The following is a 23534-nucleotide window of genomic DNA, read 5'->3' as shown; positions in this document are numbered from 1 at the left end:
CTGCCGGCCATCTCCCCCTCTAGGGTGGAGATCAGCAGCGTCTTCGGCGCCGCTCTTCCTTCAACGCAGGCGATTGGCGAAGACCGGCGCGACAGCCAATCTCCCCCTAAGAGGGGGAGATGCCCGGCAGGGCAGAGGGGGGCGCCGTAGAACTCCAGCTTGCGGAGGTATCTTATGACCTCGCCCAATTGGCTCACGGTTACGCGCGGCACGGCCCCGCTCCTGGTCTCGATCCCACACACCGGCATCGACCTCGCCGGCCTCGATTCCCGCCTGGTCTCGACTTGGCTGGGGCGCCGTGACTGCGACTGGTGGATCGACAAGCTCTATGATTTCGCCACCGACCTCGGCGCGACCGTCGTCCACACCGGCATCTCGCGCACCGTTATCGACGTCAATCGCGATCCATCGGGCGTTTCGCTCTATCCCGGCCAGGCGACGACAACCCTTTGCCCGACGGACACGTTTGACGGCGACCCGCTCTACCGCATGGGCGAGGAGCCGACGCCGGCTGAGATCGACCAGCGCCGCGAAACCTATTTCGTTCCCTACCACGCCGCCCTGCAGGCCGAGATCGACCGGCTGCGCAGCATGCATGACAAGATCGTGCTCTACGACTGCCATTCGATCCGTTCGGTGCTGCCGCGCCTGTTCGAAGGCACGCTGCCGGTCTTCAACCTTGGCACCAACGACGGCAAGAGCACGGATCCCTTGCTGCAGGAGAAAGTGGCCGCCATCCTGGCCACGACCGGCGAAACCTGGGTGGTCAACGGCCGGTTCAAGGGCGGCTGGATCACCAGAAGCTTCGGCCAGCCTCAAAACGGCGTCCACGCGCTACAGATGGAGCTCTCCAACCGCGGCTACATGCGCGAGCCGGCAGGGAAGGGCTCGCCGGAAAATTGGCCGGTGCCTTACGATGCCACCTATGCCGCGCCGATCCGCGCCACGCTGAAAACGATCCTCGAAACCGCCATTGACTGGGCCGGGCGCTAAAGCGCCGCCTTACTCGAAAGGGACAATGATGACTGATCCTCGTCACAACATACGTGAAGTGCGCGCCCCGCGCGGCGACAAGCTCAACGCCCGCTACTGGACGACGGAAGCGCCGCTGCGCATGCTGATGAACAATCTCGACCCGGAGGTTGCCGAGAACCCGAACGAGCTCGTCGTCTATGGCGGCATCGGCAGGGCGGCGCGCACCTGGAACGATTTCGACCGGATCGTCGCTTCGCTGAAGACGCTGGGCGAGGACGAGACGCTGCTGGTGCAGTCGGGCAAGCCGGTCGGCGTCTTCAAGACACATTCCAACGCGCCGCGCGTGCTCATTGCCAACTCCAACATCGTGCCGCACTGGGCAACCTGGGAGAAGTTCAACGAGCTCGATAGGAAGGGCCTGATGATGTACGGCCAAATGACTGCCGGCTCCTGGATCTATATCGGCACGCAGGGCATCGTTCAGGGCACCTACGAAACCTTCGTCGAGGCCGGCCGCCAGCACTATAATGGCGACCTCAAGGGCAAGTGGATCCTGACCGGCGGCCTCGGCGGCATGGGTGGCGCTCAGCCGCTGGCCGCGGTCATGGCCGGCGCTTCCTGCCTTGCCATCGAGTGCAATCCGGACTCGATCGATTTCCGCCTGCGCACCCGCTATCTCGACGAGAAGGCCGAGACGCTCGACGAGGCGATGGAAATGATCGAGCGCTGGACCAAGGCCGGCGAGGCGAAGTCGGTCGGCCTGCTCGGCAACGCCGCCGAGATCGTGCCCGAGATGTTCACGCGCGGCATCCGCCCCGACATCCTCACCGACCAGACCTCGGCCCATGACCCGATCAACGGCTATCTGCCGAAGGGCTGGACGATGGCCGAGTGGCGCGAAAAGCGCGTCAGCGACCCTAAGGCCGTCGAGAAGGCCGCCCGCGCGTCGATGCGCGAGCATGTCGAGGCCATGGTGGCGTTCTGGAACGCCGGCGTGCCGACGCTCGATTACGGCAACAACATCCGCCAGGTCGCCAAGGACGAAGGTTTTGAGAATGCCTTCGCTTTCCCGGGCTTCGTGCCGGCCTATATCCGGCCGCTGTTCTGCCGCGGCATCGGTCCGTTCCGCTGGGCCGCGCTTTCGGGCGATCCGGAAGACATCTACAAGACCGACGCCAAGGTGCGCGAGCTGACCCCCGGCAACACGCATCTGCACAATTGGTTGGACATGGCGCGCAAGCGCATCTCCTTTCAAGGGTTGCCGGCGCGCATCTGCTGGGTCGGTCTCGGCGACCGCCATCGCCTCGGCCTCGCCTTCAACGAGATGGTGGCCAGGGGCGAGCTCAAGGCGCCGGTCGTCATCGGCCGCGACCACCTCGATTCCGGCTCGGTCGCCTCGCCGAACCGCGAGACCGAGGCGATGAAGGACGGCTCCGACGCCATTTCCGACTGGCCGTTGCTCAACGCTCTGCTCAACACCGCCTCCGGCGCCACCTGGGTGTCGCTGCACCACGGCGGCGGCGTCGGCATGGGCTTCTCGCAGCATGCCGGCATGGTGATCGTCGCGGATGGTACGCCGGAGGCGGCCAAGCGTCTGGAGCGCGTTTTGTGGAACGACCCGGCGACCGGCGTCATGCGGCATGCCGATGCCGGCTACGACATAGCCATTGAGTGCGCCAAGGAACACCAGCTCAATCTGCCTGGCATTCTGGGCTGAGCATGATGCCGAAAAGTGTGAAGCGGTTTTCGGACAACATCATGCTCCTCACCAAAAAGACAGAGCCGGATGGTTTCAGGTCGAATCGACTTGAAATCGTCCGGGTCTGAGCCGATGCGCATCCTTCGTGCTGCCGGTTACCGCGTCATGCCGTGGAAGAATGGCGGCGGCACGACTACCGAAATCGCCATCTCTCCCGACGGCGCCGGGCTCGATGACTTCGACTGGCGCGTCTCGATGGCTCGCGTCGAAACCAGCGGGCCATTCTCGAGCTTCGCCGGCATCGACCGAACATTGTCGGTGCTGGAAGGTGAGGGGATTGTCCTAGACATCGCTGGCCGGCCGCCCGAACCCCTTACTGCTGACTCGGCGCCGCTCGCCTTTCCGGGCGACGTGCCGACCGGTGCGGCGCTGATCGGCGGTCCGATCACTGATCTCAACGTGATGACCCGCCGTGGCCGCATGGCCCATGAGGTCGAACGCCGGCCTTTTTCCGGCGAGAGTCGCATCGCGCCGCGCGCCGACACCACGCTCGTTCTTGCCGTCGGCACCGGCGCCACGCTCCTCACGGACGACCGGTCGAGCCTCGGACCGCTCGATACGCTGATCCTCGACCGCGGCAGCGCGGAATTGCGGCTTCAGCCCAAAGGGGAGGGCCTGCTTTTCGTGATCGGGCTCCACCGCTTCGCCGCCAACCATTAACGGCTGTTGCCAAACATGATCGCGGCTCAGGCGAATTATCATTCGGCCCCTTGCATGTATCACGAAAAAGCCTGAATCCTTGCCCTGATCCAAACAGGGGCGGAGAGCGAGGGGCGTTCGCCCACAAGCTGTCGAAAGGGCACGCCCCTGTCGTGGTGCGCAAAACAAACTTTCGGCCGATCAGTCATGCAACCAATTGCAATTGAACCGGTTTTAGGCGCATTGCCGTGGCGGTGACGCCGCATTGCGCCCCGCTTACGGAATTTTCGATGAACATTCAGACCAATCCCAACAAGATCGAACAGACGAGCGCCGGCTTCCCGGCGGTGACGGAAGCGCCGATACGCTCCAATTTCCTGCCAGAGGACCGGCTGCGCGCCTTGGGCGTTGCGCTCGCCAAGGGCGAGGTCAAGGAATTGTTCGGCCTCGCCCCGTTCGAGTTCCAGGGCCGCATCCGCGATAGCGCCAAGAAGATTCTCGAAGTTTACCGCTCGACCAATGCCGCCCAGGCCAAGGGCGAGACCATCACGCCCGCCGCGCAATGGCTGCTCGACAACAATTACCTGGTCGAGGAGACCATCTTCCAGGTCAAGCGCGACCTGCCGCGCCGCTTCTACCGGCAGCTGCCGACGCTCACACTCGGCGACGGCACCGTGCTGCCGCGCGCCTTCGTCGTGGCCTGGAGCTATGTCGAGCATTCCGACAGCTCCGTCTCGGCCACCATGTTCAAGGCGATCGTCGAGGGCTTCCAGTCAGTCGAGCCGATGAAGATCGGCGAGCTCTGGGCGCTGCCGTCGCTGCTGCGCTTCGTGCTGATCGAGAATCTGCGCCGCATCGCCGTGCGCGTCGAGCGCACCAGGCAGATGCGCCATGTCGCCAACGAGGTCGCCGACCGGGTTCTCGCGACGGACGACAATGCCGACCGCACCAGGATCCTGTCGAACTACAGCGCGCATGCGCAGGACACCACTTTCGCCACCCAATTGCTCTACCGCCTGCGCGACGGATCGCAGAACGCCGGCCGCGCGCTGGAATGGCTGGAAGGCGAGCTCGAAAAGACCGGCTCCGATGCCGAGGAGATCATCATCTCCGAGCATCAGACGCTGTCCTCGGGCAACGTCACCACCGGCAACATCATTCGCGGTCTGCGCCTCATCAACGACGTCGACTGGACGGTCTGGTTCGAGGGCGTCAGCCGCATCGACACGCTGCTGCGTGAAAAGACCGATTTCGCCAACCTCGATTTCTTCTCGCGCGACCAGTATCGCACCGCGATCGAGCAGCTGGCGCGCCGCTCGCATCTTTCCGAGTACCGCGTCGCCGAAAAGGCGATCGAGCTTGCCGGCCACACGCCCGGCCTCACCGACGCGTCCGGCGTGCCGGAAACAGCGGACCCCGCCGTGCACACCGATGTCGGCTTTTTCCTGGTCGGCCCGCGCCGGCAGGAGCTGGAACAGGCGATCGGCTACCGGCCGCCTTTCTATGTGACCTTCAAGCGAGGTTTTGCCAGCGCCGGCTGGCTGGGCATCGTCGTGCCGGTCTTTCTGTTGACGGTGCTGCTCTTGGTGCTGTCGGGCAAAGCGCTCGTCAATCTCGGCCTGTCGGTGGAATCGATCACGCTGATGCTGGCGCTGTTCGCCGTGCCCGCCAGCGAGGGCGCGCTAGCCTTCTTCAACACCGTGGTAGCGCTGTTTCTCAAGCCGACCCGGCTTGTCGGCTACGACTACAACAAGCACGGCATACCGGCCGAGTCGCGCACGATGGTCGTGGTTCCGTCACTGATCGGCTCGCGCGACGATGTCGAGGAAAACATCCGCAACATCGAGGTTCATCACCTCGCCAACACGGCCGAGGAAATCCATTTCGCGCTGTTGTCCGACTGGCCGGACTCCAAGACCGAGATCGACGCCGCCGATATCGAAATCCTGCAATATGCCCGCGACGAGATCGCCAGGCTCAATGCGCGCTATCCGTCGGAAGGCTCGCCGCGCTTCTACCTCCTGCACCGACGCCGGCTCTACAATCAGGCGCAGGGCTGCTGGATGGGCTGGGAGCGCAAGCGCGGCAAGCTGCATGAGCTGAACCTTCTTTTGCGCGGCGACAGTGACACCACCTTCCTGCCGCTCGACGTGCCGCTGCCGGAAAAGGTCGTCTATGTAATGACGCTCGACGCCGACACGCGCACCACGCGCGACGCGGTTTCGAGCCTGGTCGGCAAGCTCGCCCATCCGCTCAACCGCCCGCATTTCGATCCGGTGAAGCGTGTCGTCACGGCCGGCTACACCATCCTGCAGCCGCGCATCACCGCTTCGCTCACCAGCGGCGACGACGCCTCCTTCTTCCAGCGCGTCTTCTCGGCCAATCGCGGCCTCGACCCCTATGTGTTCGCCGTTTCCGACGTTTACCAGGACGTCTTCGGCGACGGGTCCTTCACCGGCAAGGGCCTCTACCATGTCGACGCCTTCGAGGCGGCGCTGAAGAACCGCATCGACGAAAACACCATCCTCAGCCACGACCTGCTCGAAGGCGCGCTCGCGCGCGCCGCGTTAGTCACCGATGTCGAGCTGGTCGAGGACTATCCGACCCGCTACTCGGTCGACGCCTCGCGCCACCATCGCTGGGCCCGCGGCGACTGGCAGCTGCTCGGCTATATCTTCGACCCGCGCTCCGGTGTGCCTGCGCTGTCGCGCTGGAAGATGGTCGACAATCTGCGCCGCTCGGTCACCCCGATCTTCTGGGTCATGGCCTGCGTCGCCGGCTGGACGCTGCTGCCTTTTACCCAGGCGGCGCAGTGGCAGGCGCTTCTGATCCTCAGCCTGTTCATGGCGCCGACCTTCGACATCGTGAACGGCATCCTGCCCAAGAGCGGCGACCAGACGCCGCGCGGCCATTTCTCGGCGCTGGCTCGCGACACCGTCTTCGGCACCGCCCTTGTGGCGCTGAAAGTGCTTCTGATGGCGCATCTCGCCTGGATGATGGGCGACGCCATCATCCGCACCATCTACCGGCTCTTCGTCAGCCGGCAAAATCTGCTGGAATGGCGCACCGCTTCGCAGGCGGCCAAGGGCGGGAACGATCTCGGCGCCTATTACGGCATGATGTATGGCGCGGTGATCGTCGGCGTCGTCGGCCTGGCGATTCCGGTGCTGGCCGATTCCACCGGCGCCTTCGTCGCCTTCTTCTTCGCCATCTTCTGGATCGCTTCGCCCGCCGTCGCCTGCTGGATCAGCCGCTCGGCCGAGACCGAGGACAGGCTGCGCATCTCGACCGCCGACGTCCACGCGTTGCGCACTTACGCGCGCCGCACCTGGCATTATTTCGAGACCTTCGTCACGCCAGAGCAGCATCATCTGCCGCCGGACAATTTCCAGGAGAGCCCGGCGCCGGTGGTGGCGCCGCGCACCTCGCCGACCAATATCGGGGTCTATCTCTTGTCGGTCGTGTCGGCGCGCGATTTCGGTTGGATCAGCCTTTCGGATGCCATCACCCGTATCGACGCCACGATGACGACGATCGAGAACATGCCGCGCGAACGCGGCCACCTCTATAACTGGTACGACACGACGACGCTGAAGCCGCTCTATCCGCTCTACATCTCCGCGGTCGACAGCGGCAATCTCGCCGGACATCTGGTCGCGGTGGCCGCCTCCTGCGCCGAATGGGCCGAAGCGCCGTCCGTGCACCTGCAGGGTGATTTCGAAGGCATACTCGACACCGTCGCCATCCTCGACGAAAGCCTGGACGAGTTGCCGGACGATCGTCGGCAGCTGCGGCCGCTGCGCCAGCGCCTGGCCGACCGTCTCGACGGCATGCGCCGCGCGGTCGCGACCATCAAGGCGCAGCCCGAAATGGCGTCGATCCGCACCATCAACCTTGCCGTGCTCGCCGGCGAGATCCGCAAGCTCGCCACCGCCATCCATACCGAGGCGGGCTCGCCGAAGAGCGATGTCATCGCCGACTGGGCGGCGAGGCTCGAGGCGACCTGCGAGGCGCACGTGCACGATTCGCACAATGACGAGAGCGCCGTCGCCGCATTGCGCGCCAAGCTGCTCGCGCTGCGCGAGCGCTGCCGCCGCTTTGCCTTCGAGATGGATTTCTCCTTCTTGATGCGGCAGGAGCGCAAGCTGCTGTCGATCGGCTATCGCGTCGAGGACCGCCAGCTCGACGAAGCCTGCTATGACCTGCTCGCCTCCGAGGCGCGGCTCACCAGCCTGTTCGCCATCGCCAAGGGCGACCTGCCGACCGAGCACTGGTTCCGTCTGGGACGGCCGATCGTCGAGATCGGCTTCCAGGGCGCGCTGATGTCGTGGTCGGGCTCGATGTTCGAGTATCTGATGCCGCCGCTGGTCATGAAGGAGCCGCAGGGCTCGATCCTCAACCAGACCAGCAAGCTCATCATCAAGCGCCAGATCCAGTATGCGCGTTCCAAGAACGTTCCCTGGGGCATTTCGGAATCGGCCTATAATGCCCGCGACCGCGAGCTCACCTACCAGTACACCAATTTCGGAGTGCCCGGCCTCGGCCTGAAGCGCGGCCTCGGCCAGAACACTGTTATCGCGCCTTACGCCACGATCCTGGCAGCGCAGTTCTATCCGCGCGAGGCGGTGCAGAACCTGAAGCGCCTGCGCTCTATCGGCGCGCTTGGCCGTCACGGCTTCCACGATGCGGTCGACTTCACGCCGCAGCGCGTTCCGGAGGGCACGGACCACGCCGTGGTGCTGAACTACATGGCGCACCATTCCGGCATGTCGATCGCCGCTGTCGCCGACGCCATTTTCGAGGGCCGGCTGCGCGAGCGTTTCCACAGCGACCCGGTGATCGAGTCGGCCGAGCTTCTGTTGCAGGAGAAGGCGCCGCGCGATATTCCGACCGCGACCGTCAGGACGGAAGCGGACGAGCGATCCAAGGACGAGACCGAGGCCGAGAGCCCGGACAGCCGCGTCATCCTCGATCCGATCAAGGCGTTGCGGGCGACCAACGTCATGTCCAACGGCCGCTATTCGGTCATGGTCACCGCGACCGGCTCCGGCTACAGCCGCTTCGGCGAGCTTGCCGTCACTCGCTGGCAGCCGGATCCGAGCGAGGACCGCCTCGGCTCCTACATCTTCCTGCGCGACACCGCTACCGGCGACTGGTGGTCGGCCACGGCGGAACCGAAGCGCGCCGAGGGCGAACGCGTCCAGACGCTGTTCGGCGACGACAAGGCGAGCTTCACCAAGTCCGTCGGCTCGCTGCGTTCGGAGGTCGAATGCATCGTCATTTCCGAGGGTAACGGCGAAGGCCGTCGCATCACGCTCTATAATGACGGCCCGACCGACCGGCATATCGAGGTGACGTCCTTCGCCGAGCTGGTGCTCGGCAACGAGGCCTCGGACAATGCGCATCCGGCCTTCTCCAAGATGTTCGTCGAGACCGAGATCGCGCCGACCAACGGCGCGATCTTCGCCACGCGGCGCAAGCGCGACAAGAACGACCCCGACCTCACCATGGTGCATTTCGTCACCGATCCGTCGGGCCCGTCGCGCGATGCCGAGGCCGAGACCGACCGGCGCGCTTTCATCGGCCGTGGCCGCACCATCGCCGATGCCGTCGCCTTCGACCCCGGCGTCAGGCTTTCCGGCAGTCAAGGCTTCACGCTCGACCCGGTGGCGGCGCTGCGCCGCCAGGTCCGCGTGCCGGCAAACAAGAAGATCTCGCTGACCTTCTGGACCGCCGTCGGCGCTAATCGATCAGAGCTCGACGAGGCGATCGCCCGTCTCGACCACCAGGAGAGCTTCGCCCGCCAGGCCATGCTTGCCTGGACGCGCAGCCAGGTGCAGACACGTCATCTGGGTCTCAGTCTCACCGACGCCGCCAATGTGCAGAAGCTGGCGCGCTACCTCATCTATCCCGATCCGTTCCTGCGCCTGCCGGCCGAATCCATCGCGTCTGGCCTCGGCCGCCAGTCGAGCCTGTGGCCGACCAGCATCTCCGGGGATTTCCCGATCTTCCTCGTGCGCATCGCCGACGTCGCCGATCTCGAGATCGTCGCTCAGGCGCTGCGGTTCCAGGAATACATGCGGGCGCGGGGCATGATGATCGACTTCGTCGTCGTCAACGAGCAGGCCTCGTCCTATGTGCAGGACCTGCAGCGCGCCGTGGAGACACTGTGCGAGAACAGCCGCCTGCGCGGCCGCGAGCTCGGGCCTCGCCAGCACATCTTCGCGGTGCGCCGCGACCTGATGGATGAGCCGACCTACAAGACCTTGCTGTCGGTCGCGCGCGTCGTCCTGCATACCCGCAACGGCACGATCTTCGACCAGCTCGAACGCGCGGAGACCGCGGCCCTCCAGGCGCGCGATGCCTTGCTGCAGGCGGAGGGCGGTTCGCCGCGCGAACCTGCTCCGCCGCTGCCCTTGCCGGTACCTGCAAGCCAAGGTGGAGGCGATATCGCCGCCGATGGCAGCGGTCTCAGCCTGTGGAACGGCTTTGGCGGCTTCGACGGCGATGGTCGCCATTATGTGACGCGGTTGACCGGACGGCGCGTGACGCCGCAGCCTTGGATCAACGTCATCTCGAATGCTTCCTTCGGCTTCCACGTTTCGGCCGAAGGCGCCGGTTTCACCTGGAGCCGCAACAGCCGCGACTACCAGCTGACGCCATGGTCGAACGATCCGGTGTCGAACCGGCCGGGCGAAGGCTTCTATATCTATGACCAGCTGAGCGGTAAGGCGTTCTCGCCGACGGCGGCAGTGGTGCGCGATCCGTCGATGACCTACGAGACCTGGCACGGGCAGGGGTTCTCCACCTTCCGCTCGAAGCGCGGGCCGCTGTCGATGGACCTGACTCAGGTGGTCGATCCGACCGATCCGGTGAAGATCACGCGGTTGCGCATCCAGAACGCCGGCCCGGCGCCGGCACGCCTGCGCATTTACGCCTATGCCGAGTGGGTGCTGGGCGGCCATCGCTCGCGCACCGCGGCGACTATCGTGCCCTCCCGTGACGCGGCGACCGGCGCCATGCTGGCGCAAAACCCCTACGGGCTCGACTTCGGCGAGCGTGTCGCCTTCATGGCGGCAAGTCATCCGGTCCATTCGGTGACCGCCGACCGCTCCGAATTCATCGGCAGGCACGGCACGACCGAATATCCGCAGGCCGTGCTCGGCGGGCTTGCGCTTTCCGGCCGCATCGAGGCGGGCGACGATCCTTGCGCGGTTGTCGCCAGCGACATCGACATTCCTGCCGGCGGCGACATCACGCTGCTCTGGCTGCTTGGCGACGCGGCAACGCCCGCCGAGGCAAGCGCGCTGGTGCAGTCCCATCGCGGCAAGGATTTCGACCAGCGCCTGGCCGATAACGAAAAGACCTGGCGCGGTTTCCTCGACACCATCCAGGTCGAGACGCCGGACGAGGCGATGAACGCCATGGTCAACCACTGGCTGCCTTACCAGAGCCTGGCCTGCCGCATCCGCGCGCGCTCGGCCTTCTACCAGGCGAGCGGCGCCTTCGGCTTTCGCGACCAGTTGCAGGACACGCTCGCCCTTCTGGCGCATGACCCGAAGCTGGCGCGCGACCAGATCCTCAATGCCGCGCGCCGGCAGTTCCCGGAAGGCGACGTGCAGCACTGGTGGCTGCCGCGCACCGATGCCGGTGTGCGCACCATGATCTCGGACGACGTCGTCTGGCTGGCGCATGCGACGGCCCGCTACATCGAGGTGACGGGCGATGCCGGCATCCTCAAGGAGCAATTGCCCTTCATCGAGGGGCAGGAGCTCGGCGAAGGCGAGCATGACGCCTTCTTCACGCCGGAGATCACCAAGAACACCGCGCCGCTCTATGACCATTGCGCGCGGGCGCTCGATCTCGCGATCAAGCGCAGCAGCCCCGCCGGCCTGCCGCTCATCCTTGGCGGCGACTGGAACGACGGCATGAACCGCGTCGGCGAGGGCGGCAAGGGTGAGAGCGTGTGGCTGGGCTGGTTCCTCCTGAAGACGCTCACCGACTTCGCGCCTGTCGCCAAGGGGCAGGGCGACACCAAGCGGGCGCAGGCCTGGGCGAAGCACGCGGACGCGCTGAAGCGTGCCCTGGAAAGCACCGCTTGGGACGGCCAGTGGTACCGGCGAGGCAGCTTCGACGACGGCACGCCGCTCGGCTCGCACAATTCGGACGAGTGCAAGATCGACTCGATCGCCCAGTCCTGGAGCGTGTTGTCGGGCGAGGGCGATCCGGCGCGCTCGACCACGGCCATGGAACAGGCGACCAATATGCTGGTCGATGACGAGCTCAAGATCGTCAAGCTGTTCACGCCGCCCTTCTCCAAGAGCGAGAAGGATCCCGGCTACATCAAGAGCTATCCGCCGGGCGTGCGCGAGAATGGCGGCCAGTATACCCATGCCGCCACCTGGTTCGTGATCGCGCTGGCCGAGATGGGCCGCACCGATGAGGCCTATCGCTGCTTCTCGATGCTGAATCCGGTCAACCACGCCTCGGACGAAGCGGGGGCCGAGCACTACCGCGTCGAGCCCTATGTGGTGGCCGCCGACATCTATGCCGGCGAAGGCAAGGGCGGCCGCGGCGGCTGGACCTGGTACACGGGATCGGCCGGCTGGCTCTACCGGGCCGCGGTGGAAGGCATCCTCGGCATCGAGCGGCGCGGCAAGGAGATCACGTTTAGGCCGAAGCTGCCCAGGCACTGGGACGGCTACGCCGCGACGCTCAAGATGTTCGACGGCGAGATCAAGGTTCGCGTCATCCGCGACAAAAAGACCAAGTCGATCTCGCTAGAAGTCGATGGTTCAAAGAAAAAATCGGCCTCTTTCGAGCCGACAGCCGGCGGCAAGACGGAAGTCGTCGTCAGGATACCCGCGTAAAATCAAAGGTTTGGTCTGTCGGCCGCGCATCATTCGAGGTGCGTGGCCGACCGCCGTTTTTTACTTGGCGCGGCTCTTGCGCCTCATCGCGCGCCTTCCTTTAGAGCAGGCTAAGCAAGCAGCTTATGATTAAAAATGTGGCAGCGGGGACCAAGTGCCATTATTTTGCCGCAAGGCTGACATTTCACCTTTTATCTCAAACCGTTAGGTGATCACGTCAGATTTCGTACCGTCGTTATCTTTTGTTCGCTAAATGGGAACGGAAGGGATAGACGACGCATTGTTTCGCGACACGTTAACCGATACGTGTCAGAAAATGGTGCGGTGCACAATTCGGGCATTGAGCACGGACAAGAGTTTGGCGGAGTAGCTGAAGTGTCACTTCTGCAGATCTACTTTAGAGCGCTGGGTTATCTGGCGGCCGACAAGAAGCGCGTCGCGCTGATTTGCGGCGCCAACGTCGCGCTCGCAGCGATCGCGATCCTCGAGCCGATCCTGCTGGGCAGGGTGATCGGTGCCATCTCCGAAAAAGGCGCGGTGTTTTCGACCCTCGCCGTCTGGGCAGCCATCGGTGTCTTCAATGTCATAGCCTTCGTGCTGGTGGCGCGCGGCGCCGACCGCTTCGCCCATGCCCGCCGCTCGGAAGTTCTGTGCCAATCCTTCGAGCGCGTCATCACCATGCCGCTCGCCTGGCACCACCAGCGCGGCACGTCCAATTCGCTGCACACGTTGCTGCGCGCCGTCGAAACGCTGTTCAGCCTGTGGCTCGAATTCATGCGCGTGCACCTCTCGACGGCCATCGCGCTGGTGCTGCTGGTTCCGACCGCGCTGTCCATGGACATCCGCATGTCCGTGGTGCTGCTTGGCCTGGGCGTGCTTTACGTCGGCATCGGCCGCATCGTCATGCACCGCACCAAGGCGGGGCAGACCGCCGTCGAGCGCCACTACCACACCGTGTTCGCCCACGTGACCGACAGCGTCAGCAACGTTGCCGTGCTGCAGAGCTACAATCGCATCGCCCACGAGACCGCGACGCTGAAGCGCTACGTAAAGGATCTGCTCGACGCCCAGAACCCGGTGCTCGACTGGTGGGCGATCGCCAACGCGCTGAACCGTCTGTCGTCGACCATCTCGATGATGATCGTGCTGTCGATCGGCGCCTATCTCGTCACCCGTGGCCAGCTTCGCGTCGGCGATGTCGTCGCCTTCACGGGCTTTGCCGGAATGCTGATCGCCCGTCTCGACCAGATGTCGGCCTTCACCACCCAGATCTCCGAGGCCCGCGCCAAGCTCGAGGACTTCTATCGCCTCGAGGACTCGGCTGCCGAGACCGCCGAGCCGGACGGACTGCGCGAGTTGACCAACGTCACCGGCCATGTCCGCTTCGAGAACGTCAGCTTCGAGTTTGCCAATTCGGGCCATGGCATCGAGGATGTCTCCTTCGAGGTCCAGGCAGGCCAGACGGTCGCTATCGTCGGTCCGACAGGCGCCGGCAAGACGACGCTCATCAACTTGCTGCAGCGCGTCTTCACGCCGGCCAGCGGCCGTATCCTCATAGACGGCATCGACACCCGCACGGTGACCCGCAAGTCGCTGCGCCACTCGATCGCCACCGTCTTCCAGGACGCCGGCCTGCTTAACCGCTCGATCGAAGACAACATCCGTGTCGGCCGCGCCGATGCGAGCAACGACGAGGTGCACGCCGCCGCCAATGCCGCCGCCGCGCAGGACTTCATCCTGTCGAAGAGCAGCGGCTACGACACCGTCGTCGGCGAGCGTGGCGGTCAGCTCTCGGGCGGCGAGCGCCAGCGTATCGCCATCGCCCGCGCCGTGCTCAAGGATGCCCCGATCCTGGTGCTCGACGAGGCGACCAGCGCGCTCGACGTCGAAACCGAGGACCGCGTCAAGGACGCGATCGACGAGCTGCGCCGCAACCGCACGACCTTCATCATCGCCCATCGCCTGACCACGGTCCGCGACGCCGATCTCGTCGTCTTCATGGACAAGGGCAGGGTGGTCGAGATGGGCGGCTTCACCGAGCTGTCGTTGCGCAACGGCCGCTTCGCCGCCCTGCTGCGCGCCGGCGGCCTGCTCAACGACGAGGAAGTCCGCCGCCTCAGCCGTCCGGTGACGGAAGCGGCGTAAGCTCTCCCCTTCTTCCACCGGGAGAAGGGGAATTGCTCCCAAGACACTGCCGGTCTATTTAGGTCGGCATGAGCGACACCACCTCACGCTTGGGCTCCTGGGCCGATCTCGCCAATCCGACGCGCTTCGTCGGGTTGGCGGACAAGGTCATTCCGTGGCTGGCGGCTGTCGCGGCGGTCCTGCTCGCTGTCGGCCTCTATATGAGCTTCACCGCGCCGGAGGATTTCCAGCAGGGTATCACGGTGCGCATCATGTATATCCACGTGCCTTTCGCCTGGCTCGCCATGATGTGTTACACGATCATGGCGATCTCGGCGCTGGGCACGCTGGTCTGGCGTCATCCGCTGGCCGATGTCGCGCTGAAAGCGGCGGCCCCGATCGGCGCCACCTTCACGGCGCTGGCGCTGATCACCGGCTCCATATGGGGCAAGCCGATGTGGGGCACCTGGTGGGTGTGGGATGCGCGGCTGACCTCGGTCTTCGTGCTTTTCCTGATGTATCTCGGCATCATTGCGCTGACGCGGGCGCTGGATGACGCCAGCCGCGCCGCCTGGGCCGCCGCCATCATCACGCTGGTCGGCTTCATCAACATCCCGATCATCAAATTCTCGGTCGACTGGTGGAACACGCTGCACCAGCCGGCATCCGTCTTCCGCCTCGGCGGCCCGACCATCGATCCCTCGATGCTGTGGCCGCTGGCCGTCATGGCGCTGGGTTTCACGGTGCTGTTCTTCGCGCTGCACCTGATGGCGATGCGCACGGAGATTTCCAGGCGGCGCGTGACCGCGATGCGGAGAGTTGCTGCGCGCCAGGCGGAGCGGGCTTAACCTTCTCTCTTGTGGGAGAGGAAAGCTTGTGGGAGAGGAAAGGCGCTGCTCATCCCATCCGTCCTCGGGCCGCGACCGGCAGCGTTTCCAGCACCGTGTCGCCATCGATCAGATGCACCTGGTCGAAAAGGTTCGTCACCACGCAGCAATGGTCGGGCACGACGCGCACGCGCTCGCCGATGCGCAACGTGGCGCCGTCCGCCAGCGTGATGGTGCCGTGCTCTTCGCTCAATCCGGTGACACGGGCGCCGGGCATGCCGAGCAGCTCGCCGAACTCCGGCAACCCCAGCGTATCGGAAGACAGCGCCTTGCTGCCGCTGTCGAGAATGGCGCGACTCGCGGTCGGATGGCTGACGACCATGGCGAGCACGGTCAGCGCGCAATCGTCCAGCGTGCCGACGCCTTTGGCGACCTGGTAGCGGTCGAGATAGATGTAGGTACCGGGCCGGTATTCGGTGACGACACTGTCCTCGCCGGAGCGCCACATGTCCGGCGTGCCGCCGCTGGAGATGCGTTCGCATTCGAGCCCCGCCGCCGCAAGCGCGTCGCGCGCGGCCTTCAGCCAGGCGTCCGCCTCGGCGGCGCGCCCCGCCGCCGGATAGGTCATCAGCCCGCCGAAGGAGAGCCCCTTGGCCTTGTCGATCACCTTCGCCAGCGCCAGGGCTTCGTCGGCGCGCTGCACGCCGCAGCGACCCATGCCGGTGTCGCACTCGACCAGCACCGAAAGCGGATGACCGGCATCGGTGAAGGTCGCGGCAAGGCCCTCCAGCGTCTCGTGGCTATCCGCCGTCACCGAGAGCGTGACGCGGCCATGCAGCGCCTTCAGCCGTTCCAGCTTGGCCCGGCCAAGAATGTTGTAGGGGAGAAAGATGTCATCGAGTCCGGCATCGGCCATCACCTCGGCCTCGCCGATCTTCTGGCAGGTGATGCCGACGGCGCCCGCCGCCACCTGCTTCTTCGCCCAGTAAGGCAGCTTGTGCGTCTTGATATGCGGCCTGAGCTTCAACCCGTGGCGGTCGGCATGCGCCTGCGCCTTGTTGATGTTGGCTTCGGCGCGAGCCGCATCGATCAGGATCGCCGGCGTGTCGAGGTCGTCTATGCGTGGCATGGGATCACCGTCCAAAGCATGTCTGCCGATTTCGGCACAAGGACATGTGCTTCAAAAAACTGAATGGGTTTATGGCCCCGATCCTGCCCGATGTCACGGTCCAGAACTGCCAGTTTGCGTCGACAGCGGACCGGCATTGAGCTATTCGGAGGAGTAGATTTCAGCAGGCAGCGGCCGGAGGAAGGACCCATGAAGCGCTCCAAGATCAACGACATCATCCGCGAAGCCGACGCCTTCATCCGCTCCTTCGGCTACATCATGCCGCCCTTCGCCTATTGGTCGCCTGAAGAAATGAAGGCGCACAAGGCCGACTCCTCGGCCATCTTCACCTCGCGCCTCGGCTGGGACATCACCGATTACGGCCAGGAGAAGTTCGACGAACTCGGCCTGTTTCTGTTCACCGTCCGCAACGGCCGCTACGAGGACATGAAGCTCGGCATGGGCATGCTCTATGCCGAAAAGATCATGATCTCGCGCAAGGATCAGCTCTCGCCTATGCACCGCCACAACATCAAAGCCGAGGACATCATCAACCGTGGCGGCGGCAAGCTGGTGCTGGAACTCTTCATGCACGACCGCGACGGCGGCATCGACCCGAAGGCCGAGGTCTCGGTGCCGGTCGACGGCACCATCACCAGATTGCCGGCGGGCGGACTGCTGAAGCTCGATCCCGGTCAGAGCGTGACGCTTCTGCCCGGCGTCTGGCACGCCTTCTGGGCCGAGGGCAAGGACGTGCTGATCGGCGAGGTCTCGACAGTCAATGACGACCTCACCGACAACGTCTTCCGCGACCCGATCGGCCGCTTCTCCAACATCGACGAAGACGTCGCGCCCCTGCACCTCTTGGTGTCGGATTATGAGAAGTGGGTGGGATAGGGCGCCGAGGCTTCTATTTGGTCTGGTTGAGAAGTGCGCGCAGAATGCGCACTTCCGCGATCAGGCGAGGGACGTCTTGCCGAGCAGCGGCGATGAAATCCTGATCCGCAATTGTGGCACCGGACAATTCAATGTCCTCGCCGCTCTCACCGGTCAGGATGATATTTGAGCCGCTTAGGAAGTCTCGGCCCTCGACCAAAGATTTCCACGGCCCAGGTTGGGCAGCTGCCGCTCGAGCTTCCATTTCCTGAAGTTCTAGCTCGGATATCGTTGTCGTCATCGCGCGTATTTATCCGCCTTCCTATTTCCAAGCAGCAGCTTGCGTTCCAGATGCGCGCGAAGCGCGCCGTAATAGGCGGTGAGAAAGGCCTTTGAATCGATCGGCTCGACCCTGGAGCCGATCTTGCGGCCGATTGTCTCCGCCACCGCCTTCAACGCCGAATAGTCGTCGCGGCGCAGCACTTCCTCCAGTTTCTGCAGCTCGGCGATGCCATAGGCGTCGAGCTGGACGGCGCTGAACTGGAAGCGCGCCGCGACCGGATCCTTGCGCAGCGACAGATCCTCGACCAGCGCCACTTTCGGCGCCTCGACCACCCAGGTGCCGGCGAGCAGGTCGCCGATCCGCAGCCGGTCGCGGTTGAACAGCGGAAACAGCGAGAACAGCAGCGCCCAGACCAGGCCGAAGATGGTCGTCAGCGTGTCGGCGACATCGGCGCTGGCGCGCGCGGCGAGGATCGACAGCGGCAGAAACACTTCGATCTCGCGCATCAGATTGCGCGCGATGACCTGGTCCAGCATGAGGCCCGCGCCGCTGCGCGACGCGACTCTCACGCCAACCATGCGCTTGCCCGGTGTGGCTGCCCGCCGTCCCGCCTCGAAGGCGATGAAATAGACGTTGCGCAGGAAGAAGACGAAGATGATCCAGACGATGAACAGCGGTTCGGCATCCTGTATGCCAAGCCCGCCAAGGCCGAACAGCGCGACGAGGCTTACCACGACCGCCGCTACGATGATGATCACCACGTCGAGCAGGAAGCCCGAAGCGCGGGTGCCGGCGTCGGCCAGCTTGACCCGGAGGTCGACTCCTTCCGGCGTCACCAGCGGGCGTATCAGCACTGCTGGGTTTTTGACCTTCGCCGTCCTAGCGGTCGCCATGCCGCACCATCCGGAACAGGTAGAAATAACAGAGCCATAAAGCCAGCATGGCGCCGCCGATCGAATAGCGGGCGAGGTCGCTGGTGATCGTCTGCCGGCCGATGCCTTCGAGCAGTCCGGCGAAAAGCAGCATCACCGTGACTCCGATCATGGCGGTCGCCGCGACGCGACCGGCCCGGGCGGCAGCCGCCATGCGGGTCAACTCGCCAGGAAAGGCGATGCTGGTGCCGATGCGCATGCCGGCGGCACCCGCAATCGCAATGGCGAACAGCTCCGTCGTGCCGTGGATCGAAAGCCAACCGCCGAGCTCGAAGCCCAGGCCCTTGGCGGCATAGATCTGGAAAATGGCGCCGAGCATGCAGCCATTCATCAGGATGATCAGCACGCTCGGCACGGCGAAGGCGAAACCCAGCGCGAAGGCCAGGATCGAGACCTGCGTATTGTGCGTGAACAGATACGCGGCGAACCCCGACAGAAAATGGTCGCCGCCGCCGTAAAGCACGCTGCGCAGCGCCTCGGCCGACGAATCCGGATTGCGCCCGCCTGCGAGGCTCGGCACGATGATGGCGTCGTAGCAGCGCTTGTCGGAGGCGACCAGCCAATAGCCGGCGATCGCGCCGATCGCCGTCAAACCGACGGACGTCCACACCTCGCGCCACAGATCGCGGATCGCGGCCGGCCAGTCGTGCAGAAAGAAGTCGCCGATGCGCGTCCTCAAGGATCGTCGCGCGCCGTAGAGATAGAAATAGCCGCGCAGGCACAACGCCTCGAGATAGGCGATCAGCGCGCTGTCGAGCGAGGTCGCGCGCGCCACCGAAAGCGAGGACAGCGCCGAGCGGTAGAGCAGCGGCAGCGACAGCAACTCGTCTTCCGACAGCGCACGCGGCGCGCGCTTCTCGACGCGCGCCAGCAGCGCCTCGAAGGCTTTCCAGTCGGCCTCGCGCTCCTGGCGGAAGCTTGCCAGCGACTGGCGAACCGCGTCGGTGCCGGCGGACAGCGTCATAGAAGGTTCTCCTCCTTGAGCTGAATGTAGCGCTCGACCAGTGCCGGGCCGAGCCGCTGGTGGTCGGCCTCGATGACATGCGCGCCGAGCAGCCTGAGCCTGCCGATCACCACCTGCCGCTGCCGCAAGAGGTCGCCGGCGATGACGGAGCGGGCGACATCCTCGGGCGCAGCCGGCGCCATGTCGGCCAGCGTTTCAAGCTCGACATCCTTCATCAGCATGAACAGCACCAGATGCCGCTCGGTCAGCCGGCCTACGGTGCGCAACATCAGCTCTGCGCTGATCGGATCCACGAAATCGGTGAAGACGATGACCAGCGAGCGCCGGTCGAGCCTGGCCGAAAGCGTGGTCAGCGCGAGAGTAAAATTGGTCTCCTCTGTCGAATAGTCGATCTCGGCGGCGCGCTTCTGGATCATGGTGAAGCTCGACGAGCCGCGCACCGCGCCGCTGGAGACGCGCGGCCTGGCATCGAAGGAGAACAGGCTGACGAGATCGCCGCCCTTGAGCGCGATGAAGGCCGACAGAAGCGCCGCCGTCACCGCGCGGTCGACCTTCGGCACACCGTCGACGGGCTCGCACATCAGGCGGCCGCTGTCGATGGCCAGGACGATGTTGTTGTTCTCCTCGATGCGGAATTCGCGCGCGAGCAACTTGCCGTGGCGGGCGCTGCGCTTCCAGTCGATCATGGGCCGGCCCATGCCGGGCTGGTAATCCTTCAGCGCCTCGAACTCGCGGCCCTGGCCGGCGCGCTTCTGCGCATGGCCGTCGGCAAGCGCGGAGCGCTGCAGAAGCGTGATCGCCTCGTCGCGCGCGCTGTTGACATTGGGCAGCACCGCGACCTTGCGGTCGACCGGCAGCACGATCCGGTTCCACACCAGGCCGAACGGGCCCTGCCAGCGCAGCCAGAGCCGGTCGAAGCTGGCGATGCCGCGCCGGATGGCCTCGAATTCGAGGTCGAGCGTGCCGCCATTGGCCGGCAGCGCGCCGCCGGTGCCCGCGACCGGTTGCAAACGCTGGTCATGCCCGACACGCGCCTGCAGGCGCCGCAGCCTTGCCCCGACACCGGCGGCGATGTGCAGTGTGAAGCGTCCGCCGATGCCCACCTGCGGCGGCGCCGTCAGCGTGGCGTCGAGCGAGGCGCGGCCTCTGCCCGCGGCCGCATCCACCGCCAGGAAGGCCAGCAGCACGCAGATCCACAACAGGCCGAGATACCAGACATGCGGCAGCGCGAGGGCAATCAGGAAGGCGGGGATCGCCCCCGCCGCCGCTGCCCAGACCGCTCGTCCGCTCGGATAGATCAACGCGGCGCTTCCGTATGATCGACGAGGTCGGACACGATCTGCTCGACCAGCCGCCCGTCGATCTGGGCGGCCGGCGAGAGAACCACACGATGGCGCAGTGCCGGCACGGCCAGCGCCTTGACGTCGTCGGGGATGACATAGTTGCGGCCGTCGAGCGCCGCCCTGGCGCGCGCGGCCCGCGCCAGCATGGCGCCCGCGCGTGGACTCGCTCCCACTTCCAGGTCGGGGCTTTCGCGCGTGCCGCGCACGAGGGCCGCGATATAGCCGACGACATCGTCGACCAACGTGACGCCGCCGACCGTGGCAAGCGCGGCTTCCAGAGTCTTGCGGTCGGTCCGCGCCTTGATGCCGTATTGCTCGATATCGTGCGACGCCGAGCCGCCGTGATGGACGATGATGGCGCGCTCTTCCTTGAGATCCGGATAGCTTACCCGATGCTTGAACAGGAAGCGGTCGAGCTGCGCTTCGGGCAGGGGATAGACGCCTTGGTGCTCGATCGGATTCTGCGTCGCCATCACCATGAAATTCCGGCCGAGCGAGTGCGTGGTGCCGTCGAAGGTGACGGCGTGTTCCTGCATGGCCTCGAGCAGGGCGGCTTGCGTCTTCGGCGGCGTGCGGTTGATTTCGTCGGCGAGCAGCAGGTCGCAGAAGATCGGGCCGCGCGTCAGCGTGAACTGCCCGGTCTGGAAATTATAGATGTTGGAGCCGACGATGTCGCCGGGCATCAGATCGGGCGTGAACTGGATGCGGCCATAGGCGACGCCCAGCGCCTGCGCGAAGCAGCGCGCCGTCATGGTCTTGGCGGTGCCCGGCGGGCCTTCGAGCAGGATGTGCCCGCCGGCAAACAAAGCCGTCAGCATCAGGTCGACGGTATCGCGCTGTCCGGTGATCGCTTTCGCCACCTCTTCCCTGATCGCGTTCGCCAGGACCTTCACTTCATCGACGTTCACCGAGCCTCCTTGCCGTCCAGTCATGCAGCTTTTCCGCTGCTTCATGCATTCCGGCCAAACTGTTGGAATCGTTCACTGCCTTGAACCGGGTGGTGAAGCCATGCGCTTCACTCTTGTCGCGGGAATCGAGCCAGCGGTCGAGCGCCTCGCCCTGCAGCCCGTGCGGCGCGCCAAGCAGGGCAGCGGCGCGCTGGCGCATCAGCGCCGCGTATCGGTCGCCGAGCCCTTGCAGCCGCCCGGCGCGCTTCAACAGCATCGCCGTGGTGTCGACCAGCGCCCGCTTGCCGAAGGCGATGGCGCGCACTTCCGTGCGCGGCGGACCGAAGCGGCCGAGCCCGTGCAGGAAGGCGAGCGCGGCCGCCACCAGCACCGAGAACGTCAAAGCCAGGAAGGGCGGTTCGATCAGCAGCTTGGCGAGATCGTAGTTGCCGCCGATGCCGTGAAGCGTCAGGTCGAACATGACGGCGCCCTTGGCGGGTTCGATCATGGCGATCATGTCGAGCGCGGCGGCCGCCGTCTGCTCGTCCTTCAGTCCGGCATTGTTGATGAAATCGGGATCGGTGAGGATGTAGAAGGGTTCGTTGTCGAGCTCGGTCAGGATCGCCCTGCCGTCGTCCGCCGCGATCAGCGGATGGTCGTCCGCCACCCATTGCAACTCGTCCGGCGCGGGCACCATGCGGCCGGCGATATTGATCCGCGGGAGCGTGTTCTTCGCCTCGCCGAGCTTTGCCTTGGCCATGCGGCCGAGCCAATCGTTGACGATGCTGTTGGGCAGCCTCTCGACCTTGGTCTCCCAGCCATCATGCCCCAGCAGGGGAAACGTCTGCCATTTCGGCAGGACGAACAGCGTGTCCTTGCCCGATCGCGCCTTGATGAGCCGATCGAGCGCGGCCGGGTCGCTGCCCGGCGCGATGGTAACGATGAGCAGGAAGGTCGAAGCCAGCGGGGACTCCAGGTCCTTCTCGCCGCGTTCCATCGGCGGCGCCTGTCCATTGGCCAGCTTCAGCCATTCAACAAGCCCGGCATAGCCGGTGCCGCCCTTCGAAAGCGGCGTGGCGCCGCCCGCGGGCTCGCGGAAATCGGGCGCATAGGTGGAGAGCAGGAAGAAGCCGGCGGCCGCCAGCAGGCTGGCGAAAATGCCCCAGAACAGGGTTTTGCGGCTGAACGGTTCTTGCGCTGCGCCTGTCATCTGCGCGGTCATGCCCAGGCGTCCCGGAAGGCGAAACGCTCATAGGCGTCCCGCGCCTGCCGCCAGCCCTCGGCGCCGACCGGACGCCGGGCAAACAAGGCCGCCTCGACGATGCGCGCGATCTCTCTGAAGGCGGCGCGGGGCCGGGTGGGGATCGACCCCGCCGCCGCGATGTCGCGTGCGGTCAGCGACGGGCGAAGGAAATCGGGCAATCGCGTGGCGATGTCGGCGACGCTGCGGCGCAACAGAAGATGCACCGCCTCGTCATATTCCCCGCGTGCGGCAAGCGCATCGGCCTCGGAGAGCAGGATCTGGGCAGCTTCCGCGTCAGGGCGCCATTCCTCCTTCGCTTCGGTCTCTTCGCGTTTGCGCCGCCAGGGCAGGCGCCAGGCAATGCCTTTGGCCTCGAGGAGAAGCAGGAAAGCGATGATCGCGACGCCGGTGATCACCGCGCCCCAGAACAGGTAGATCATATACGGACCGAGCTTCGCCAGGCCGTCCAGAAACGGCTTCAGCCATTCGGGAGGCTCGGACCGCACATAGGCCGGCAGCCCGAACTGGATCGAATCGTCGGCCAGCAGTTGCTTGTGCAACTGCGCCAGCCGTCCGGCGTCTTCCGTCCCTGCGGCCGTCACCCGCTCGTTCCCCTGCAACCTGCGGTTCGGGGCCGACACTGGCAATACGCCATGACAATTGCAAGCGGGCCCAGCCGCAAGTATCAATGTTGGTGGTTTATA

Annotated in this window: 15 protein-coding genes; 7 read left to right on the top strand and 8 right to left on the bottom strand. The window is 65.3% G+C overall.

Translation table 11 applies throughout. The features are described from left to right. Nucleotides 1-174 precede the first annotated feature (174 nt). The 6 genes from hutG to FJW06_RS11545 all read left to right on the top strand — a co-directional run bounded on the left by hutG (nucleotide 175) and on the right by FJW06_RS11545 (nucleotide 15215). Nucleotides 175-993, top strand: coding sequence for an N-formylglutamate deformylase (gene hutG / locus FJW06_RS11570; RefSeq protein WP_140751674.1), 819 nt, complete (start codon nucleotides 175-177; stop codon nucleotides 991-993). Between the two features lie 25 nt (nucleotides 994-1018). Continuing rightward, nucleotides 1019-2692 carry a urocanate hydratase gene (hutU, locus tag FJW06_RS11565; protein ID WP_181178240.1) on the top strand — a complete coding sequence of 558 codons (1674 nt, stop codon included), beginning with the start codon at nucleotides 1019-1021 and terminating at the stop codon, nucleotides 2690-2692. Nucleotides 2693-2806: 114 nt separating this feature from the next. After that, nucleotides 2807-3394, top strand: a complete 588-nt coding sequence (locus FJW06_RS11560) for a HutD family protein (RefSeq protein ID WP_140751672.1) — start codon at nucleotides 2807-2809, stop codon at nucleotides 3392-3394. Nucleotides 3395-3663: 269 nt separating this feature from the next. Continuing rightward, on the top strand, nucleotides 3664-12243 hold the full coding sequence (locus FJW06_RS11555) for a glucoamylase family protein (RefSeq protein WP_140751670.1): 8580 nt from the start codon (nucleotides 3664-3666) through the stop codon (nucleotides 12241-12243). A 375-nt stretch (nucleotides 12244-12618) separates the two neighbouring features. Beyond that, entirely contained in the window at nucleotides 12619-14388 is a 1770-nt protein-coding gene (locus tag FJW06_RS11550; RefSeq protein WP_140751668.1) for a glucan ABC transporter ATP-binding protein/ permease, read from the top strand. A gap of 68 nt (nucleotides 14389-14456) precedes the next feature. Then, nucleotides 14457-15215: a heme ABC transporter permease gene (locus FJW06_RS11545; protein WP_140751666.1), complete on the top strand. Its 759-nt coding sequence runs from the start codon at nucleotides 14457-14459 to the stop codon at nucleotides 15213-15215. 49 nt (nucleotides 15216-15264) lie between these two features. Here FJW06_RS11545 and FJW06_RS11540 read toward each other — a convergent pair whose 3' ends face one another. Beyond that, entirely contained in the window at nucleotides 15265-16323 is a 1059-nt protein-coding gene (locus FJW06_RS11540; RefSeq protein ID WP_140751664.1) for a D-TA family PLP-dependent enzyme, read from the bottom strand. 189 nt (nucleotides 16324-16512) lie between these two features. Between FJW06_RS11540 and FJW06_RS11535 the strand changes: the two genes are divergently transcribed. Beyond that, nucleotides 16513-17199, top strand: a complete 687-nt coding sequence (locus tag FJW06_RS11535; RefSeq protein ID WP_140751661.1) for a D-lyxose/D-mannose family sugar isomerase — start codon at nucleotides 16513-16515, stop codon at nucleotides 17197-17199. 13 nt (nucleotides 17200-17212) lie between these two features. Here the strand turns inward: FJW06_RS11535 and FJW06_RS11530 are convergent, their stop codons facing one another. Genes FJW06_RS11530 through FJW06_RS11500 form a run of 7 tightly spaced genes read right to left on the bottom strand, consistent with a single transcriptional unit; the run spans nucleotide 17213 to nucleotide 23432 of the window. Then, nucleotides 17213-17479: a hypothetical protein gene (locus tag FJW06_RS11530; protein ID WP_140751657.1), complete on the bottom strand. Its 267-nt coding sequence runs from the start codon at nucleotides 17477-17479 to the stop codon at nucleotides 17213-17215. Further along, nucleotides 17476-18354, bottom strand: a complete 879-nt coding sequence (locus FJW06_RS11525) for an RDD family protein (protein ID WP_140751655.1) — start codon at nucleotides 18352-18354, stop codon at nucleotides 17476-17478. Before FJW06_RS11525 ends, FJW06_RS11530 begins: the two co-directional genes overlap by 4 nt. Then, nucleotides 18341-19357 carry a stage II sporulation protein M gene (locus FJW06_RS11520; RefSeq protein WP_140751652.1) on the bottom strand — a complete coding sequence of 339 codons (1017 nt, stop codon included), beginning with the start codon at nucleotides 19355-19357 and terminating at the stop codon, nucleotides 18341-18343. The genes FJW06_RS11525 and FJW06_RS11520 overlap by 14 nt, the downstream gene beginning before the upstream one ends. Next, on the bottom strand, nucleotides 19354-20658 hold the full coding sequence (locus FJW06_RS11515; RefSeq protein WP_140751650.1) for a DUF58 domain-containing protein: 1305 nt from the start codon (nucleotides 20656-20658) through the stop codon (nucleotides 19354-19356). The genes FJW06_RS11520 and FJW06_RS11515 overlap by 4 nt, the downstream gene beginning before the upstream one ends. Beyond that, nucleotides 20655-21608, bottom strand: coding sequence for a MoxR family ATPase (locus FJW06_RS11510; protein WP_140751648.1), 954 nt, complete (start codon nucleotides 21606-21608; stop codon nucleotides 20655-20657). The genes FJW06_RS11515 and FJW06_RS11510 overlap by 4 nt, the downstream gene beginning before the upstream one ends. Further along, nucleotides 21595-22809, bottom strand: coding sequence for a DUF4350 domain-containing protein (locus FJW06_RS11505; RefSeq protein WP_140751646.1), 1215 nt, complete (start codon nucleotides 22807-22809; stop codon nucleotides 21595-21597). Before FJW06_RS11505 ends, FJW06_RS11510 begins: the two co-directional genes overlap by 14 nt. Then, entirely contained in the window at nucleotides 22806-23432 is a 627-nt protein-coding gene (locus FJW06_RS11500; protein ID WP_140751644.1) for a DUF4129 domain-containing protein, read from the bottom strand. Before FJW06_RS11500 ends, FJW06_RS11505 begins: the two co-directional genes overlap by 4 nt. Nucleotides 23433-23534 lie beyond the last annotated feature (102 nt).

The organism is Mesorhizobium sp. B4-1-3, from assembly GCF_006439355.1.
Taxonomy (GTDB): domain Bacteria; phylum Pseudomonadota; class Alphaproteobacteria; order Rhizobiales; family Rhizobiaceae; genus Mesorhizobium.
Note: the sequence above shows the minus strand (reverse complement) of the source record. Positions and strands in the feature narration are given on the sequence as shown.

What these genes read in the sequence shown, in the direction of transcription:
- hutG (WP_140751674.1), top strand. Translation starts at nt 175, where the DNA reads ATGACCTCGCCCAATTGGCTCACGGTTACGCGCGGCACGGCCCCGCTC.
- hutU (WP_181178240.1), top strand. Translation starts at nt 1,019, where the DNA reads ATGATGACTGATCCTCGTCACAACATACGTGAAGTGCGCGCCCCGCGC.
- FJW06_RS11560 (WP_140751672.1), top strand. Translation starts at nt 2,807, where the DNA reads ATGCGCATCCTTCGTGCTGCCGGTTACCGCGTCATGCCGTGGAAGAAT.
- FJW06_RS11555 (WP_140751670.1), top strand. Translation starts at nt 3,664, where the DNA reads ATGAACATTCAGACCAATCCCAACAAGATCGAACAGACGAGCGCCGGC.
- FJW06_RS11545 (WP_140751666.1), top strand. Translation starts at nt 14,457, where the DNA reads ATGAGCGACACCACCTCACGCTTGGGCTCCTGGGCCGATCTCGCCAAT.
- FJW06_RS11540 (WP_140751664.1), bottom strand. Translation starts at nt 16,323, where the DNA reads ATGCCACGCATAGACGACCTCGACACGCCGGCGATCCTGATCGATGCG.
- FJW06_RS11535 (WP_140751661.1), top strand. Translation starts at nt 16,513, where the DNA reads ATGAAGCGCTCCAAGATCAACGACATCATCCGCGAAGCCGACGCCTTC.
- FJW06_RS11530 (WP_140751657.1), bottom strand. Translation starts at nt 17,479, where the DNA reads ATGACGACAACGATATCCGAGCTAGAACTTCAGGAAATGGAAGCTCGA.
- FJW06_RS11525 (WP_140751655.1), bottom strand. Translation starts at nt 18,354, where the DNA reads ATGGCGACCGCTAGGACGGCGAAGGTCAAAAACCCAGCAGTGCTGATA.
- FJW06_RS11520 (WP_140751652.1), bottom strand. Translation starts at nt 19,357, where the DNA reads ATGACGCTGTCCGCCGGCACCGACGCGGTTCGCCAGTCGCTGGCAAGC.
- FJW06_RS11505 (WP_140751646.1), bottom strand. Translation starts at nt 22,809, where the DNA reads ATGACCGCGCAGATGACAGGCGCAGCGCAAGAACCGTTCAGCCGCAAA.